Source organism: Colwellia sp. (assembly GCF_013215345.1).
In the GTDB taxonomy this organism is placed as follows: domain Bacteria; phylum Pseudomonadota; class Gammaproteobacteria; order Enterobacterales; family Alteromonadaceae; genus Colwellia.
The window spans coordinates 17,058-36,203 of sequence record NZ_JABSOV010000035.1; the positions used below are offsets into that span (position 1 = coordinate 17,058).

Sequence of the window (19,146 nt, forward strand, 5' to 3'; positions counted from 1 at the left end):
AGGTATTGAAATGTATTTGGTTATTCGTTTGTGGTGATGTGTGATTCTGTAACGTATGGCTGCTAAAACAATACCTTACTTGTTTAATAATGTAATGATTAATCAAGATCCTAATGAAAGTGTTGCCATTAAGTCGTTAGGCTTTATTACCAAGCAAGCCGCTATTGATATGTACTACGTCAATTCTCCTCATAGCAGCCTTAATTATATAAGTCCTTTTAGCAATGTGGCTTGCAATAAAAGGAGCTTTTCAATCTTATTCTTTACTGATTTTGATCGAACTGTGCATCTAACTTTAATTCATTAAAGGGATTTAAAAAGCTTGAAAAATATTGTTGGGTAGTTTTAAATAGAAAATGAAAGCGCTTACATCTTGGTGGTTTTATTATTTATTTAAATATTAATAGAGGAAATTATGGCTTCATTTTCAAATACAGGTGTTTCATCACCCATAACTGGTGAGGCACATGATGTCGACTACCGCTTCGCGCTAACTTCGTTAACGTCTTTATTTTTCATGTGGGGCTTTATCACTTGTTTGAATGATATTTTAATCCCGCACTTAAAAGGTGTATTTGATTTATCTTATAGTCAGGCCATGTTGGTACAGTTTTGTTTTTTTGGCGCTTACTTTATTGTTTCATTGCCCTCAGGCGCAATTGTTAAAAAGCTAGGTTATCAAAAAGGTATTGTTTTAGGGCTTGTGATAGCCGCCGTTGGTTGCTTATGCTTTTATCCCGCAGCAACTATGCACAGCTACCCAGTATTCTTGATGGCATTATTTATACTTGCCAGTGGTATTACCTTATTACAAGTATCAGCTAATCCTTACGTCAGTATGCTAGGCGATGCTAAAACGGCTTCATCTCGTTTAACCATGACGCAAGCTTTTAATGCCTTAGGTACTACTGTAGCGCCATTTTTTGGCGCCTTGTTGATTTTAAATGAAGCGTCGGATGCACTATCTGCCCGAGCGTCAGCAGAAGCAGTACAAATGCCTTATGTTTTTCTCGCTGCCATGTTATTGGCACTTGCCGCAATTTTTTCTTGGTTAAAATTACCTAACTTGTCACCTGTTGAGGAAGAAGAAAAACCTCAAGACGAAGTGAGTGGTAGTGCTTGGCAATACCGTCATTTGGTACTCGGCGCTGTCGGTATTTTCGTTTATGTGGGTGCTGAAGTCTCCATTGGTAGCTTTTTAGTTAGCTTCTTTGCTGATCCTAATATAGCCGGTCTAGAAGAGTCGCAAGCGGCTAAATATATCGCGTATTATTGGGGCGGTGCCATGGTGGGTCGCTTTATCGGTGCAGCCGTTATGCAAAAAATTGCTGCGGGCAAAGTATTATGTTTTAACGCAACGCTAGCTGTTATATTAATTTTAGTGGCTGTTTTCTCTTCGGGTACGCTTGCCATGGTGGCAATTTTACTGGTTGGCTTATGTAATTCAATTATGTTCCCAACAATTTTCAGTTTAGCTATTCAAGGTTTAGGCAAACATACCAGTCAAGCTTCAGGTATTTTATGTTTAGCTATTGTTGGTGGAGCAATTATTCCACTTGTTCAAGGACTGCTAGCTGACACTGTAGGTGTGCAACCTGCGTTTATCTTACCTATATTTTGCTATTTCTTTATCGTCTATTACGGTCTATCTGGCAGTAAAGTCAAAGCGATTGGCAAGTAAACACTGATTCACTCTTTTCCTACAGATTGAATATTTATTATTAAAATAAATAAGAAACTACATAATGATAAAAAATATAAAACTTACTTATAGTGCTAGAGTCTGCATACTTTGCTTGGCTGTAATATCTGTACTTGTTGGCTGTAATGGCAATAAACAAGAGGCTGCAGAGACATCATCTCAACTAGCAGTAGCATCAACAAATATTGGCATTTGGCCAAAACTTGATATAGCGGTTAAAGCGGATGCCGATATTGAAGAAAAAGTCGCATCTTTACTGGCGACAATGACGCTTGAGCAAAAAGTGGCGCAAATGATCCAACCAGAAATACGCGATATCACGGTAGAAGATATGCGTAAATATGGCTTTGGCTCATACTTAAACGGCGGTGGCGCTTTTCCTAATAATGATAAACATGCTACCCCAAGTGATTGGGTTAACTTAGCCGAAGCTATGTACCAAGCATCAATCGATGACAGTTTAGATGGCAATAGTATTCCTACTATGTGGGGCACAGATGCGGTGCACGGACATAATAATGTTATTGGTGCCACCTTGTTTCCTCATAATATTGCTTTAGGGGCAACAAATAATCCAGATCTGATTGAGAAAATTGCCGCTATCACGGCTACAGAAGTGATGGTCACTGGCATTGATTGGGTTTTTGCACCAACGGTTGCCGTAGTGCGGGATGATCGTTGGGGAAGAACCTATGAAGGTTACTCTGAAGATCCTGAGATCGTTAGAGAGTATTCTGCTGCCATAGTCAAAGGTTTGCAGGGTGCTGCAGACAAAGACTTCCTTGGTGACAATCGTGTTATTAGTACAATAAAACACTTTATCGGCGACGGTGGTACTGAAGGTGGTGACGATCAAGGAAACAACCTTTCATCAGAGCCAGAATTATTTGATATTCATGCTCAAGGTTACGTTGGCGGTTTAACTGCTGGCGCGCAATCAGTTATGGCATCTTTTAATAGCTGGCACGGCAGCAAGATTCATGGCAATAAATACCTAATTACTGATGTGTTAAAAGGTAAAATGGGCTTTGATGGTTTTGTTGTTGGTGACTGGAATGGTCATGGACAGGTCAAAGGTTGCTCAAACGAAAGTTGTGCACAAGCGATAAATGCCGGCTTAGATATTTTTATGGTGCCAACGGATGCATGGAAACCGCTGTATGAAAATACTATTGCACAAGCCAACAGTGGCGAAATTGCGCAAACACGTATTGATGATGCCGTCAGTAGAATTCTGCGAGTTAAATTTAGAGCTGGGCTTTTTGATAAACCCAGCCCAGTAAATAGAGCTTTATCAGGAAAAATACATTTAATTGGCGCTATTGAGCACAGAGAAGTTGCCCGACAAGCGGTAAGAGAGTCGTTAGTTTTACTTAAAAATAAAGGCAATATCTTACCTTTGTCAGCCCAGCAAAATATTCTAGTGGCCGGCGATGGTGCTGATAATATTGGCAAGCAATCAGGTGGCTGGACTATTACTTGGCAAGGCACCAATAACTTTAATAATGACTTCCCTGGTGGTAGCTCTATTTATCAGGGGATTGAGCAACAGGTGAAAGCACAAGGTGGTAGTGTTGAACTCAATGTTGATGGACATTATAAAAATAAGCCTGATGTCGCTATTGTTGTTTTTGGTGAAGAGCCTTATGCCGAAGGGGTAGGTGATATAGAAAACCTAGAATACCAACAAGGTGTTAAACAAGACCTTGCCTTGTTAAAGCGGCTTAAAGCCGATGGTATTAAGGTCGTTTCTCTGTTTATTAGTGGTCGTCCATTGTGGGTTAATGCGGAGCTGAATGCCTCTGATGCGTTTGTCGTGGTATGGCTACCTGGCTCAGAAGGTGTGGCTGTAGCTGATGTCCTTTTTAGCAAAGAAAACGGTGACTTTAACTATGATTTTACCGGTAATTTATCTTACTCTTGGCCAGCAACTGCTAGTCAAACTAAGGTCAATCGTTTTGATGAAGACTATCAGCCGTTATTGCCTTATGGTTTTGGTTTAAACTATGGTGAGCCGAATGTCTTAGCAGATGATTTAAACGTTATTAATGAGAACACCACGGAAAGTTTAGCCAGTATTACCTTGTTTGAAAGCTCGGTAAAATCACCATGGAAAATGATGATTTCTGATAGCCATGCTACCAGCACTATGACCAGTAGTATCATTGAAAATAAAGCGTTATATTTGCGTTCTATCGATAGAGATGTGCAAGAAGATGCCAGAAGAGCATTATTTAATGGCTCAGAAAAAGGCCAGCTTGCTTTTACCAGTAGTTCTGCCACTGATCTATCACCCTATGGCGAAGCGAATTCGACCCTAGAGCTAACGGTGCGTTTGACGGAAAGGCAAAACTTAGCAGAGCAACAGGGCGTTTATTTAGCAATGCTTTGTGGAGAGCAGTGCCAAGGTAAAGTTAATATAACAAAGCAACTGTCATTATTAGAGGTTAACCAATGGCACACTCTGAATATCGACTTAAATTGTTTTGTAAAAAGTGGCGCTGATCTGAGTAGCATTCTTAGTCCATTTTCATTGCAGACAGCAGCACCATTAAACATAGATTTCACAGATATCTATATTCGACCTGATAACCTCGAACAAGCGACTATTTCTTGTCAGTAATCATTATGTCGTCGTAGTAATTAAGTCAGCTGAATATGTATTGCTCATCTTCAGCTGATTTTTATTAGTCTCATTTATTTCATTGCCTCATCAAACAGAGAGTCAGTTAGTCAGCTTGATGGGGTAATAAAATCAACCATCAACCAGCTCGCTTGTTCAATAATAATTATCCGCATCAATATTGCTGCTGGTAAAATTCATAATAAGCTGGACTGTCATCAATAATCAAGGTTAGTTACCCTTGTTATGGCTGTTGGAAGTATCGTGATTTCCCTTGATTTTTTGTCAGGCTTTACCTTGCTCATTGGCAACATCTGTTTTACTTAGAACGACTATATGCTTTCACAACTCGATGAAATACTTGGCGGAATAAATAATTTAAAGTTTCAACTGCTAAATTCTATTGTTCAAAATGTTAAATCCAGCTTCTCAAAAGCTAAGCTGACTATAATTAAGTGATGAATACTCTTAAAGTAGTCTGTTTTGTGCTTTGTTTCTCGGTTATGTATGCTTCGGCTGCCACGATGAAGGTTTGTATTGATCACTATCCCCCTTTACAGATCCTTACAGGTGAACCTAGAGGTGAAAGTATTGAAGTATTAGAAGTATTAGCAACATTGCTTGGTCATGATGTTGAGTATATACCTGGCCCTAATTTTGCTCGTTGTTTACGGATGTTAGAGTTAGGGCAAGTTGATGTTTTAGCAGGGCTAGTGGATGATCCTGCTAGGCGAACATTTGCTCATTTTGTACCTTATCAAGAGGATGATAGCTATATCTTTGTTAGTCGTATCGATACGACGGATATTGTTAGTTTTGGTGATTTAGAAAAGCATGTCGTTGGTATAACAAAACATACTAAGTACTTTAAAGAGTTTGAGTTTGCACAAGACATTAGTAAGGTGCTAATTAAGGATATTGCTACGGGCTTAAAAATGTTACTGCTCAAGCGTATTGATGTAATTGTTACCTCTGCGCCAATATTGCAAAGTATTCAAAATGAATTAGGTAATATAAATGATAAAATTAAGGTAAACCCTTATAGCTATAATACTTCGAGGCAACTCTGTTTTGGTTTTAGTAAAAAAAGTAAACTTATATTTACTGCCGATGATATATTTAAAATCAAACAGGCTGCTCAGCAACAAGTTTTCTCAAAAGCAATTGAACAATTTATTATTGCTAATCCTGAACTCTATTCTAATGCTGACCCCCTTCTCTAATAATGAGTAATAAGGCCAAGCTAATTGATTCTTGTATAACCTGAGATGACTTCCCCCCTATAGGACATAATGCATTATTTAGTTACTGATATTTGTCATTTTTAGCGTAAACAGCCAATGACAAAGACGATAAGAAGAGCGGAGCTTAATTTCATTGTCATGTTTTAGGCAAGCTATCAATAGAAAGAGATCTTGCTACTAATTTTCTATCCTAACTACGCAATCCTTAATAGATAAAAGCCTTGCTTAATTAAAATAATTGGTTTTAAATACCTTTTGGTGGAAGCGCTTACACTCCTGTTGGTTTATTTGCTTTATCGGCCATCTAAGTAGAGGCGTGGCAAGTAATCAAGATAAACAGCGCAATAAACAAGCCGTGAATATTTAGCTTGTTTATCCAATCAATGGATGACTATAGATGACATGTTTATTCATTTTATAGTTAAATCGTAAGGTGTATTCACGTACTTTTTTAGATGTGAAAATAATACCTGAGAGTGCTAAACAGGCGACCTATAGTTGCCAAAACTGACGAGTATCTTTTATGCGGAGGGAGCTATGAGTAAAGTCATTAAAAATATTGTTATCGTAGGTGGTGGCACAGCGGGTTGGTTAACCGCGGGTGTGATTGCCGCAGAGCATAATTCAAAGTCTGCATCGGGTTTGCAAGTAACGTTAATAGAGTCGCCTGAAGTTAATACCGTTGGTGTGGGTGAGGGTACTTGGCCAACCATGCGAGAAACCTTAGATAAAATTGGCATAGATGAAACTGATCTGTTTAGAGAATGTGAAGCCTCTTTTAAACAAGGTGCAAAATTTTCCAAGTGGGTTACCGGCGCTGAAGACGACTATTATTATCACCCGTTAGTATTACCTCAAGGTTATACCAAAACAGACCTGGTTTTCCCTTGGCAAAAACATCGAGGCGAAATTTCATTTGCTGATGCCGTCAGTTATCAAGGCCATATTTGTGAACAAGGCCGTGCACCTAAACTCATTTCAACACCTGAATATGCAGGTATAGCAAATTATGCTTATCATCTTAATGCCGTTAAATTAGGTCAGTTTTTGCGAAAACACTGTATTGAAAAACTAGGCGTTAAACATGTTGTTGACCATGTAACTGAAATAAACTCAGCGGACAATGGTGATATTGCCTCAGTAGTAACAAAAGAGCATGGTGATATTACTGGTGATTTATTTATTGATTGCTCAGGTTTTTCTTCAATATTATTAGGAAAACACTTTAGGGTTCCATTTATTAGCAAAAAGCACATATTATTTAATGATACGGCCTTGGCTGTGCAAGTGCCTTATCCTGACGGAAATAGCGCTATTGCTTCGCATACTATATCAACAGCGCAAAGCTCAGGCTGGATTTGGGATATAGGTTTACCTTCAAGAAGAGGGGTAGGTTATGTTTACTCAAGCGAACATACCAATGAAAAAGATGCTGAAAGTGAGCTACGCGCTTATATTGAATCTTCTATTGGCAAAGCTGAAACAGATAAACTTAACATAAGAAAAATTAGCTTTAATCCCGGACATAGAGAAAAGTTCTGGCATAAAAACTGTGTAGCCATCGGCATGGCTTCGGGGTTTTTAGAGCCACTTGAAGCTTCTGCTTTAGTTTTAGTTGAGCTAGCGGCAGCTAAAATAAGTCGTGAAATGCCAGCAACACGCGAAACCATGGACATAGTCGCCAAACGTTATAATAAACAATTCCTCTATCGTTGGCAGCGCATTATAGAATTTTTAAAACTGCACTATATTTTAACTAAAAGAACCGACTCTGCTTATTGGCGAGATAATTGTAATGCTGAAACGATCCCCGAAAGTCTGCAAGAGTTATTAACCTTATGGAAACATCAGCCCCCAGGGCCGCAAGACTTCCACCATGTTGAAGAGGTTTTTCCTTCTTCAAGTTGGCAATATGTGCTTTATGGCATGGGCTTTGAAACCAAAAAAAATGAAGTGTCATGCAAGTTTGTCAATGAAGAAATGGCGCATCAATTTTTTAGTGAAAATGCTGAACTTACTAAAAAGTACTTATCGGCTTTACCCAGTAATAGAGAGTTAATTGATAAAATTAAACAGTATGGCATGCATAAGATTTAGAGGCTTTATTTATCATTGATGCTGACATTAGAATAAAAATATAACCAGTATTACGCTATATATTCAGCGGAGCAAAACTGGCTTAATTCCTTCAGATAAGTAACATTAGATAAATAATAGAGTTATTCCCATAGTCTTGGTGATACTTAAGTAAGTACCAGTAAGACCATGTGGAGTAAAACTTCTACGCTATCAATTCTTTTCTATTCACACGTTAGTGGCTTGAACGACAATATTGGTCTAAGAAGGATTGATGTGAAGGTAGGTCTGCGACCGCCTTATCAATTGTTTGTCTTATATCGCTTAAGAATCTTTCGAGTTCGTGTGGCTTCATAATAGCGGCAATTTGATGATATTGTTCAGGATAAACACCTTGCCCCAACATTACTTGCGCCCATGAATCAACACGGAATAATTCGCCTTCAGAGGTGAAAATCCGTCCCGTTTCTTTGAATAAGTCTAATCTTTGTTTGAGTGAATCAGGTATTTCCATATTTTTACAGTACTGCCAAAACGGTGTGTCAGCTCTCTGGGTTGCATGGTAATGTAAAATAATAAAGTCTCGAATATGCTCAAGTTCAGTGGTGAGTTGTTGATTATATTCGTTAACAGCAGAAGGGCTTATGCCCTCGAAAGGAAATAGTCGAATTAGCCGTAAAACACCTGACATGATCAAATGGATACTGGTTGATTCCAATGGCTCTAAGAAGCCGCTAGATAAACCTAAAGCAACACAGTTTTTATTCCAACCTTTTCTTCTACGGCCAGTCTTAAACTTAATCACTCTTGGTTGGTTAATTGCCTCGCCTTCAATGTTATCCATCAATAAGGTTTTTGCATCATCATCAGCTAAGTACTTACTGCAAAACACTAAGCCATTACCTACTCTATGCTGTAATGGAATACGCCACTGCCAACCACTGTCTCGAGCGATAGAACGGGTGTAAGGCAAGGGTGCTGATACAGACTTTGTTTGTACGGCTACAGCACTGTCACAGGGTAACCAGTGTGACCAATCTTCATAACCAGTATGTAAGGCTTTTTCGATGAGTAAACCTACAAAACCAGTACAATCTATAAATAACTGACCTTCAATAACATTGCCATTGGCAAGTTGTAGTGATTTAATTTCACCCGTTTTACTATCTTTGGTTACGTCGATAATTTTACCTTCTATGCGTTTTACACCATGAGCCTCGGCAAATGTGCGTAAAAACTTTGCATAGAGAGTAGCGTCTAAATGATAGGAATAATTTAAGCCGCCTTTAGTCAGGGCGAATTTTTCAGCTTTAGCTGCTTGAATTTCAGGAGAGTAATGATCAAAGGCGAAGTCAATGTTGTTTCGTTTGCCGTGTAACCAAAAATGCTGAAACTCTCCAGCCCAACATTCTTTTCCTACACGGCCAAAACCATGCATATATTCATCATCGCCCTTTTTCCAGTTTTCAAAGTTAATACCTAATTTGAACGTTGCATGTGTTGCTTTCATGAAGGCTTGTTCATTGATCCCAAGTAGACGATGAAATGCAGTTAGGGTCGGGATTGCTGCTTCACCAACACCGACAGTAGCAATTTCGTCTGACTCCACTAAGGTGATATCAAAGGATTTACCTAACAACTTTGACAATGAGGCTGCTGACATCCAACCGGCAGTTCCGCCACCAGCAATAACTATTTTAGTAATTTTTTGATTATTCATTTAAACCTCAAAACATGTGTTGTCATTAACAGGTAAACTATTGCTTGTTTTTTAAGTCGACTAAGCGTTGAATATTGTCCAAAGAAGCGGTAATGAAATAGGCTACTCTTAATAAACCGGAGCTATGCAGCTCAGTCAAGGCATCACCACTGAGTAGGGAAAGCTTTTCTTCGTTTAGGGTATAATTGCCTTGCAGAGAAATTTTTTCACCATTGTTTAATTCAATATTTAAAGCAACAGGTTCAATTAAATCATTTTTCAAGAAAGCGGCAAACATTTCTTGGTTTAGTTGAGAGCCATCATGTAGTGTTTTTAATGATTGGTTTACTTGCACAAGATAAGGACTAGCCTGACCATCTTCTAAAAATATTGGCTCGCCACTTTTTTTGTTTACTCGAGGGTTGTCCATATCAATGGCAACTATCGGCAGCTTAACCTTTTCCCCGTTTTCTTCTTTTTCTTCAAAACCAATAATGAAAGGGCCTTTATTAATCATCGCCGGGATATAGCTGGCTTGCCAACCGTTATTAATATATTGGTTCTCACCAGCAACTAAACCAAGCAATACCACACTTTGAAACTGACCTGTTTCAGGGTTTTTAATAAATAGAATAGGGTAGTCACGTTGTGCTGCTTTAATTTCGTTAGGGAATATTAAGGCACTGTTAATTTTTTCTGAAAATTCATCGTCAAAATGAGTGATAACTTTAACGTCTTTGTGGTTTTTATTATCGAGGATGTCGTGATTAGCCATGGAAATTCCTATAGATGAATGTTTCTTAATAAAGGTTTTTATTTGTTTTTAGATGTAGCTATTTTTTAACAATTTTAAGTAATGATTCATTATTTCAATTGGTATTACTGTAGTTAAAATGAATGTTTTATAAAAGCATCTGGGAGAAGATCACTTTATAAAAAATTATCTAGGCTTTTCTTGTTCTTCTCGGTGCTGAGTATTTATATCCTAAATAAAAATAAACCGCCAAATTTTTAGGCTTAGCGGTTTATTTAGACATACTTATTAGGTGACTCTTAATTATTAGCTAAGAGCTTATATTCGTATAACTTAGAAAGTATAACGAAGACCTAACTCATAACGTGCATCCCATTCTTCAGCAAAAGTTAGCTGGTTAGCTGTTCGACCATGTTTACGCGGGTCTTCACCAGTAATGTTTATGCCTGCAAATGACATTGAGAACTGCTCGGTTACTTGATAACCAACACTGAAATCAATTTGTGAGTACTCTTCAGTAAACTCAGGCTCATTTGCATAAATTGCCGCATCGTTTAAGAATTCGTCACGCCAGTTATAAGCAATACGTGCTGAGAAACCTTCCATTTCATATAACAACACTAAGTTAGCCGTGTCACTTAAACCAAGTAAAGCAAACTGGGTATCTGTAGCTGTTAAATCAAACTCTATATCGCCATTAACAAGGGTATAGTTTGCTTGGAAGCCAAAGCCACTATCGCCAAAGAAATGCTGCACCGCGAATTCCATACCATCAATTACTGCACTTTTGTTGTTCGTTGGTGATTGTGATAAAAAGCTCATTAATGGATCGTCGCTGTTAGCGAAAACATCGACTTCTTTTTCATAGTAGTTATCGGTATGACCGTTAGCATAAATTGTTTCACCTAACTGAGTCGCCGCAACTTGTGAGAATAAGGTTGTTTCGTTAACGTTAATACCAGCGGTATTTAAATCCTCAATCGCTTGTAAAGCTCTTGGGCCGGCACTTGGATCTCTTAAACCATAATAATCACTGACAACCGGTGCATTACCGATAAATTTATCAACATCTTTTCTGAAATAACCCGCAGAAACATAACTGGTATCGTCAAAATACCATTCCATTGAAATATCAATGTTAGTTGATTCTAATGGCACCAGTGATGCGCTACCGCTACTTGCCGAGCCATTTAGTTCATTAAGCACTGTTGGTGCCCCAGGGCCGCCGGTAATACTTACAGCATTACTTAATTGGCCGTAAGTAGGACGAGCAATTGTTTGACTAAATGATGCACGGGCTTTGACGTCCGGTGTTAAGTCAATATCAAAATCGATATTCGGTAAGAAGTGACTATAAGAGTTTGACTCACTACGCAGTTGAGCATCAACAAAGGCACCTTGATCTACGATAAAGTCATTATTACTTACCCAGCGTACCGCGGTTGGTGCAGCAATATTAGCCGTTGAAGTAGATTTAGTATCTTCATAACGTACACCTACAGAGACGTTGTAAGGCAAGTCAGAGATGTAACCTGAGTAAGAGACTTTTACATAAGCCGCGGTAACATCTTCTTGGATACGACGGTCAGTTGCAAGGGCTGTATCACGTGCTAAATCTAAGCCATAAATAGGCGCTGCCCAATTGGCTAATGCAATAGCATCGCCACGGAAAGCTTGTGTCCAACCAGTCGTTTTATAATCGTCTAAAGAGTCATTAAAATCGATAGCATCTAACATAGAGGCAGGAATTTCACCGGGGTTGTTTACACCCCAATCACCCATGGATTGGTTAGTACTTGATTGAGTTGAGTGGTTATCCATTTCTCTTGATTCAATACCGAAATCGATTTGACCATCTTCAAATTCCCAGTTTCCGTCGATACGAATTTGAGTAATGTCATTGGTATTATAAGCATGAGACTTTTGGTAAATAGAGGTACCAAGATCGCTAACGTCAAATGCATTGTTACAGTTTAAACCAATGCGAGCATCACAATCGTCGAAACCAACATGGATTGCCGGAATACCTGAGGCGCCATAAGTCGCACCCTGTTGTGCTAAAATGTTAGAACCAATACCAACAGTGACATCATTACCATAGCTTGATAATGGTGATGACTCAGAAGAAGAGTCGTTATAATCAAACGCTAAGGTTAAATCATCATTAACTTCCCAAACTAAGTTCAAGCCAATAGAGTCATCTTCGGTGATTGAATTACGATATTTTTGTTTTGTGGCAATATCACGAGGTGCTTGTTCTCTTTTATCTTCACGGTAAATTAAAGGTGAAGGGTTTAAACCATCAGTAAAAGTGATATCACTTTTATAGTCAGACATCCAAATAGATAACTCAGTACCCTGTTGCTCTTGCTCTAACTTAGAATAAGTATAATCAAAAGTCGCGGTAAGAGTCTCTATAGGGCGATATTGTAATGTTAGTTGCGCGTTAGTACGTTCACGTTGACGATCCCATAAACGGTAACCAAGATCTGAAGGAAGGGCATAGTTTTCACCCATACCCGGAGCATTATTTAATTGCGTAGGGGCTCCTGGAGAAGTCGCAGGCACCATATCAGGCACTGTCCCGTCATATACACCGTTACGCCATTGAGCAACAACGGCTTGTGTTGAACTACTATCACGTTGAGAAAAGCTACCTGTGAAAGAAGCACCAAACATCTCATCTTCATCGGTCCAACTTAATAAGCCAGAAATTTCAGGTGTTACTTGGTCACTGTAATCACGAACACCATCTCTTACTGAGGTGTCCATCATTGCTTTACCACCGATGCTGGCAATAAAGCCTGGGTTATCAAGTGGTTTAGCTGTATTAATGTTAATGGTTGCACCAATACCGCCACTTGCAGCAGCAGCATTAGCTGTTTTGTATATTTCTACCGACTTAACCGCATCAGAAGCAAGATTTTGGAAATCAAAAGCTCTGTTATCAGAAGCACCGCCACCGTCAGGTAAGGTAGATGAAGCCATAAGGCGGCCATTTAAGGTAACCATATTATACTGAGGACCAAAGCCACGAACTGTTACTCGGCTACCTTCACCATTTGAACGGTCAATCGAAACACCGGTAATACGTTGTAAAGATTCGGCTAAGTTAGTATCAGGGAACTTACCGATATCCTCAGCAGAGATGGCATCGACGACACCCGTAGCATCACGCTTTAAACGCGTTGACTCTTTAATGCTTGAACGCATACCCGTTACTTCGATAACTTCGACGTCTGCTTTAGCTGATACTTCTTCTGCTGATACTGCAGGTAGCGCTGTTGCCCCAAGTATCAGTGATAAGCTCGTTGCAATTCTTGTTTTAGTAAATGTTTTCTGAATCATGTTATATCCCCAGTTTAGTGGATCACTTTATAATTATATGTATTGGTTAAGCGCTTACATTTTTATACGGAAAAATATAACAAATCGGTAATAAATGACAAGCTGTAATTTAATGTATCTATGTAAGCGCTTACATAAAAGGTAAATTATTAACGAAAATAGGTCAATAAATATTTCAAAGTAAATTAAAGTTTATACACTAAATGTATGAATGTTATACAGGCGCGTGCTTTATTTTTTTATCATAAACTTATGTTTTAATTGCGTTTAACTTTATATTAGCATTAGGTGTTAAAAATTATTATTGATAATAATACAAATACCAGTATATTTGTAAGCGCTTACATTTGTTGGCGTTTAAGCTAATAAAATTGTAATTAGTACCTTGGTATTTTCCCTGCGTGAATGTAATTTTTGGTAATGACAGTGAACCTAATAATGATAAAAAATATAAAACAAACTCAACATAATTTAGGCCCAAACTCTGGTCCGAATTCTGGCCTGAGCTTAGGCGAAAAAGTAGGTTATGCCTGCGGCGATGTCGCATCAAACTTTTATTGGCGTGTCTTTGATGTATTCCTCTTTATCTTTTATACCGATGTTTTTGGCTTATCAGCAGCTGCCGTCGGTACCATGATGCTGGTGACTCGGCTTATTGATGCCTTTTCTGATCCGCTAATGGGCGCAATCGCCGATAGAACTAATACTCGTTTTGGTAAATTTAGGCCCTATTTACTCTGGGGTATTATCCCTATGATTGCCGCAGGGGTACTTACTTTTACCGTGCCTGATGTCAGTGATGGCAATAAATTAATTTGGGCCTATGGCACTTACATCTTTATGATGTTGGCATACACCTTTATAAATGTGCCCTACGGAGCCTTACTCGGTGTGGTTACGGGTGACAGTCAACAAAGAACTACCTTAACAAGCTTCCGTTTTATTGGTGCTTTTTCTGGTGGCAGTCTTGTTGCTTTTATGACGCCTGAATTGGTAAATTACTTAGGGCAGGGTGATGAAGCACTTGGTTGGCAGCTTACTATGCTTACTTATGGTTTAGTTTCAGCGGTACTTTTTGTTATTACCTTTTTATCAACCACTGAGCGTATATCTCCACCAGCACAGCAAAAAACACCGGTATTACAAGATTTAAAAGATTTGACGCAGAATACCCCTTGGAAGATTCTTTTTGTTTTAGCACTTATCATCATGATGACTATCTCATTAAGAGGCAGCAGCGGAACTTTCTATTTTAAATATTATGTTGAACGTCCGGATTTAATTGGTAGCTTCGCCATGGCTTACATGATTGCTTTAGCCATTGGTGCAGCGTCTACGCCTTTATTGACCAAGTTCATTGATAAGCGCCGTTTGTTAATGATACTAATGACTATTGTCGCAGCGCTATCACTCATTTTCTACTTTGTGCCAAAGGACAACATTACCTCGATGTTTACCTTGCAGATACTCATTGGCTTAGCACTGGGACCAAAATCGCCGTTAGTTTTTTCTATGTATGCAGATACTGCAGATTTCTCGCAATGGCATACGGGCAGACGGGCCACTGCGATGATATTTTCCGCTGCTGCATTTGCACAAAAACTCGGTGGTGCCCTTGCGGGCGCTATGATTGGCTGGACGCTGGCTTCATTAGGTTATATTGCCAACCAGGTGCAAACGGTTACATCTCAAGATGGCATTGTGTTATTGATGACCTTGCTGCCGGCTATTTTTGCCGCCATTGCCGTGCCGGTAATTTATTTTTATCCGTTAGATGATCAGCAGTTGAAGAAGTTGCAAGGTGAGTTAATTACCCAGGAAAAAATAGCAAGGGAAGAGTTAGCGGAGCAAGAATTAGCGCAGCAAAAACTAACTAAAAATGAAAAACCTAATGCGACTGATGAGCAAACAGGAGCCGTTAATGCCTAAGTCACCTTTGATTAAGTCTCCTCTAGCCAAGCAGCCTTTGATCTCTATAGATAACGCTGTTGATGGTCATAGTAAAATAAAACTAAACAGCCCAACCGAATTACCTAATGCGACCGGTTTTTTATGGAACCGCGCCATGGTCATGCAAGTTAATTGTCGAGGTTATGTCAATTCACAGTTCATGCAGCCTGAGCCCGCAAAATACTCTTACGCGCCGAACATGGAAGCTAAAAGTTTTATTCAACCCGAACATAGTTATTTTAGCCATCACCCCGGACGATTTTTCTACCTTAAAGATGAAGACAGTGGTGAAATTATTTCACTGCCCTATGAACCAATGCGGGTTGAACTCGATAAATTCTCTTTTGAACTCGGCAATAGTGATATTGCTTGGTCAATTGAACACAGTGGCTTGCAGATAAATATCAAAGTAACTTTAACCAAAGATGATTTAGTTGAATGTTGGTCTTTTTCGGTGCTTAACTTAACTGAGCGGCTAAGAAATATTAGTATTTACCCGTATTTTACTATTGGCTATATGTCGTGGATGAATCAATCAGCTACTTATGATAAAGCGTTAAATGCCATTGTGGCAAATAGTGTAACCCCTTATCAAAAAGTGACAGATTACTTTAAAAACAAGCAGTTTAAAGACAAAACTTTCTTTCTTAGTGATACTCGCCCTACGGCGTGGCATGCTAATCAAAAGGTTTTTGAAGGCGAAGGCGGCTTACATAATCCCAGTGCCTTACAAGCTGAGCTTTTAGAAAATGTTGATGCACGTTATGAAACTCCGGTTGCAGTAATGCAGTTTCAGCAGCAGTTATTAGCCAGTGAGCGAAAAACCTATCAATTTTTATTTGGTCCGGCAAAAGATGAAGCCGAAATCGCGATAATTAAAGAAAAATACTTGGGGTATAAGCAGAGAAGCCAAGCAGAGCAGTGCTATCGTGATTACCTTAATCAAGGTAAAGCCTGTTTAACCATTAACAGTGACAATGGCAATGGCAATGGTAGCGGAAATAAAGGCTTTGATAACTTTAATAACTTTGTTAATCATTGGCTGCCAAGGCAGATGTTTTATCATGGCGATGTTAATCGCTTAAGTACTGACCCTCAAACTAGAAACTATATTCAAGATAATATGGGCATGGCTTTTATTGATAGCGATACCACTCGGCAAGCTTATATCTTAGCGGTATCTCAGCAAGCCATTAGCGGTGCTATGCCAGAAGGGGTTTTGCTGCATCAAGATGCAGAGCTTAAATATATTAATCAGGTGCCGCATGCTGATCATGGGGTTTGGTTACCTATCTGCCTGTCGGTTTATTTAAACGAAACTGCTGATGTCAGTTTACTCAGTGAAATGATAGCTTTTGCCGATTCAGAGCAAGAGCAATCTTTTTCTTGCCATATCGAGTTAGCTTTAGATTACCTTATTAATGCCACCGATCATCGTGGTTTAAGTTTTATAGAGCAAGGCGATTGGTGCGATCCGATGAATATGGTTGGTTATCAAGGTAAAGGAGTATCTAGCTGGTTATCATTAGCAACGGCCTACGCATTAACGACTTGGTGTGACCTTTGCAATGAATACGACATTAATATTAGCCAACAAAAATATGATGAATATCGCTTTGCTGCCAAAGCAATTAATAACGCGGTAAATGAACACTTGTGGCATGGACAGTGGTTTGCCCGTGGCATTACCGATGATGGTCGTGTTTTTGGAACTGATGAAGAGGCAGAGGGCAAGATATTTCTTAATCCACAGAGTTGGGCCATGCTCAGTGGCGCGGCAAATGAGCAACAACAAATAGCTATGGTTTCGGCAATATCAAAACAGTTAACAACACCGCAAGGGGTGATGATGCTGGCGCCTAGTTATACCGCCATGGTGGAAGATATTGGTCGTATTACCCAAAAACATCCAGGCGTATCTGAAAATGGCTCAGTCTATAACCACGCGGCAATATTTTATATTTACGCCCTTTATCAAGCTGGACAAAATAACTTAGCTTTTGACTTGCTCAGTAAAATGCTGCCATCCCTTGAAAATGCCCAAAGAACCGGGCAGTTACCAATTTATGTGCCTAATTATTATCGCGGTGCTTACTATCAATTTCCTAAACAAGCCGGTCGCTCGAGTCATTTATTTAATACCGGTACCATCTCTTGGTTATATCGTTGTTTAGTAGAAGAGTTGTGCGGCTTAAAGGGCTGTGCTCGTGGTTTGCAGATAGCGCCTAAGTTGCCATCAGAGATTAAAAATTTATCAGGTCAACGGCTATTTAGGCGAGCAATTATCGATTTCACTATTGAGCAAAGCAGTGATGTGAACGCAGTAGAAATTTCACTCAACAAGCAAAGCATATCAGGTAATATCCTGACAAATTTGCAAGCAGGTCAGCACTATAACTTGCAAGTGAAGGTACCAGTAACCGAGGCGGACGTCATAGCAGGCAAGAACAATCCTAAGGAGGAGGAAATTCAGGGAGGCCAATGGCATGATTAAATCAGCGCAGTTGCAGTTATCACCACCACGATTATTTATTATTATGGGGGTGAGTGGTACTGGAAAGTCTACTTTAGCCAAGCAAATGGCCGATGAGTTTGGCTATGTTTTTGTTGATGCCGATGATTTTCATAGTGAACAAGCTAAAAAACATATGGCCGCTAACCAGCCACTTACTGATGAAATGAGGCAACCTTGGTTAAGCTCAATTTTAAGTCATTTACATTCACTATATCAGCAAGAGAAATCGGTAGTACTGGCTTATTCAGGATTAAAATCTGCACATAGAGATTTATTTCGAGCTTCGTGTTTTAGGTGTCATTTTTTCTGTTTAATGGGTGATAAAGCTATTATTACTAAGCGAGTTACTCAGCGGCAAGGCCACTTCTTTTCCCCTGATTTACTCGATAGTCAGCTTGCAGCTATGGAGTTCCCCCAAGATGATGAAGTCGACGTAAATATAATTAATATCGATAGACCTTTTTTACGGGTAGCAAATGAAATAAATAACATAGTTAAAGAAATAGTGGAGCTAGAGAACAATGATTAGATTGGTAAATTTACTAACAGTGTTAGTGGTGATAGTGATGTTAACTACAGTGGATGCCAATGCATTTACCGTTACTGCGATTGATGTTGATATTGATAAACGTGCCCTTGAGGCTAAAAAAGTAAAAGAAATAATGACTATGGACGGCATTGCCAATGAGGCCAGCTGGCAATTAGCAAGCTGGCAACCAATAGACCAGTTAATCTTAGGCACTATGCCAAGCAAAGAGGACTTTTTTGGTCGATTTAAAATAATGTGGGATGATCAACAGTTATATTTGTTGGTAGAAATCACTGATGATATTTTATTCGATCAACAAGCCGATCCGCGTCATCTATATTGGGATGATGATTGTTTAGAAATATTTATTGATGAAGATGGATCCGGTGGTAACCATCAGTTCAATTTTAATGCTTTTGCCTACCATGTTTCCTTGGATAATCAGGCAGTCGATATCGGCGAAAAAAATGCCTACGGCTCGGATAACTTTGTCTTGTTAAATGATCATATCAGTAGCTCGTGGCGACGTAATGAAAATTCACCCAATAAAGTTATTTGGGAGCTGGCGGTGCGAGTTTATGACGATAGCTTCTCTATGCAATTGCCAACACAAGTGACAAAGCCCATGCAAAAGAAAAAGCCACAGCCAGTAAAATTGTTAGCAGGAAAAAAGTTCGGTTTCATGTTGGCTTATTGTGATAACGAT

11 protein-coding genes are annotated in these 19,146 nt (G+C 39.1%); 8 read left to right on the top strand and 3 right to left on the bottom strand.

What is annotated here, in order from left to right; translation table 11 throughout:
* Nucleotides 1-415: 415 nt before the first annotated feature.
* The 4 genes from HRT50_RS07435 (at nt 416) to HRT50_RS07450 (ending at nt 7,666) form a co-directional block, all read left to right on the top strand.
* Entirely contained in the window at nt 416-1,681 is a 1,266-nt protein-coding gene (locus tag HRT50_RS07435; RefSeq protein ID WP_291612957.1) for a sugar MFS transporter, read from the top strand.
* 64 nt (nt 1,682-1,745) lie between these two features.
* Complete coding sequence (locus HRT50_RS07440; protein ID WP_291612960.1) at nt 1,746-4,325, top strand: exo 1,3/1,4-beta-D-glucan glucohydrolase; 2,580 nt, start codon at nt 1,746-1,748, stop codon at nt 4,323-4,325.
* A 458-nt stretch (nt 4,326-4,783) separates the two neighbouring features.
* Nucleotides 4,784-5,548, top strand: coding sequence for an ABC transporter substrate-binding protein (locus HRT50_RS07445; protein ID WP_291612978.1), 765 nt, complete (start codon nt 4,784-4,786; stop codon nt 5,546-5,548).
* A 558-nt stretch (nt 5,549-6,106) separates the two neighbouring features.
* On the top strand, nt 6,107-7,666 hold the full coding sequence (locus tag HRT50_RS07450) for a tryptophan halogenase family protein (RefSeq protein WP_291612962.1): 1,560 nt from the start codon (nt 6,107-6,109) through the stop codon (nt 7,664-7,666).
* 214 nt (nt 7,667-7,880) lie between these two features.
* On the opposite strand, the gene HRT50_RS07455 is transcribed toward HRT50_RS07450, so the two are convergent.
* The 3 genes from HRT50_RS07455 to HRT50_RS07465 form a co-directional block, all read right to left on the bottom strand.
* Nucleotides 7,881-9,365, bottom strand: coding sequence for a tryptophan halogenase family protein (locus tag HRT50_RS07455; protein WP_291612964.1), 1,485 nt, complete (start codon nt 9,363-9,365; stop codon nt 7,881-7,883).
* A gap of 37 nt (nt 9,366-9,402) precedes the next feature.
* Entirely contained in the window at nt 9,403-10,119 is a 717-nt protein-coding gene (locus HRT50_RS07460) for a SapC family protein (RefSeq protein WP_291612966.1), read from the bottom strand.
* 312 nt (nt 10,120-10,431) lie between these two features.
* Nucleotides 10,432-13,446 (bottom strand): TonB-dependent receptor, encoded by a 3,015-nt coding sequence (locus HRT50_RS07465; RefSeq protein ID WP_291612968.1) that lies wholly within the window; start codon nt 13,444-13,446, stop codon nt 10,432-10,434.
* Between the two features lie 438 nt (nt 13,447-13,884).
* Between HRT50_RS07465 and HRT50_RS07470 the strand changes: the two genes are divergently transcribed.
* The 4 genes from HRT50_RS07470 to HRT50_RS07485 form a co-directional block, all read left to right on the top strand.
* Nucleotides 13,885-15,375, top strand: coding sequence for an MFS transporter (locus HRT50_RS07470; protein WP_291612970.1), 1,491 nt, complete (start codon nt 13,885-13,887; stop codon nt 15,373-15,375).
* A complete protein-coding gene (locus HRT50_RS07475; RefSeq protein ID WP_291612972.1) occupies nt 15,368-17,890 on the top strand; it encodes an NdvB protein in 2,523 nt (840 codons plus the stop codon). Before HRT50_RS07470 ends, HRT50_RS07475 begins: the two co-directional genes overlap by 8 nt.
* Nucleotides 17,883-18,440, top strand: a complete 558-nt coding sequence (locus HRT50_RS07480) for a gluconokinase, GntK/IdnK-type (RefSeq protein ID WP_291612974.1) — start codon at nt 17,883-17,885, stop codon at nt 18,438-18,440. The genes HRT50_RS07475 and HRT50_RS07480 overlap by 8 nt, the downstream gene beginning before the upstream one ends.
* A partial coding sequence (locus tag HRT50_RS07485; RefSeq protein WP_291612976.1) for a sugar-binding protein occupies nt 18,433-19,146 on the top strand: 714 nt, incomplete at its 3' end. The genes HRT50_RS07480 and HRT50_RS07485, both read left to right, overlap by 8 nt.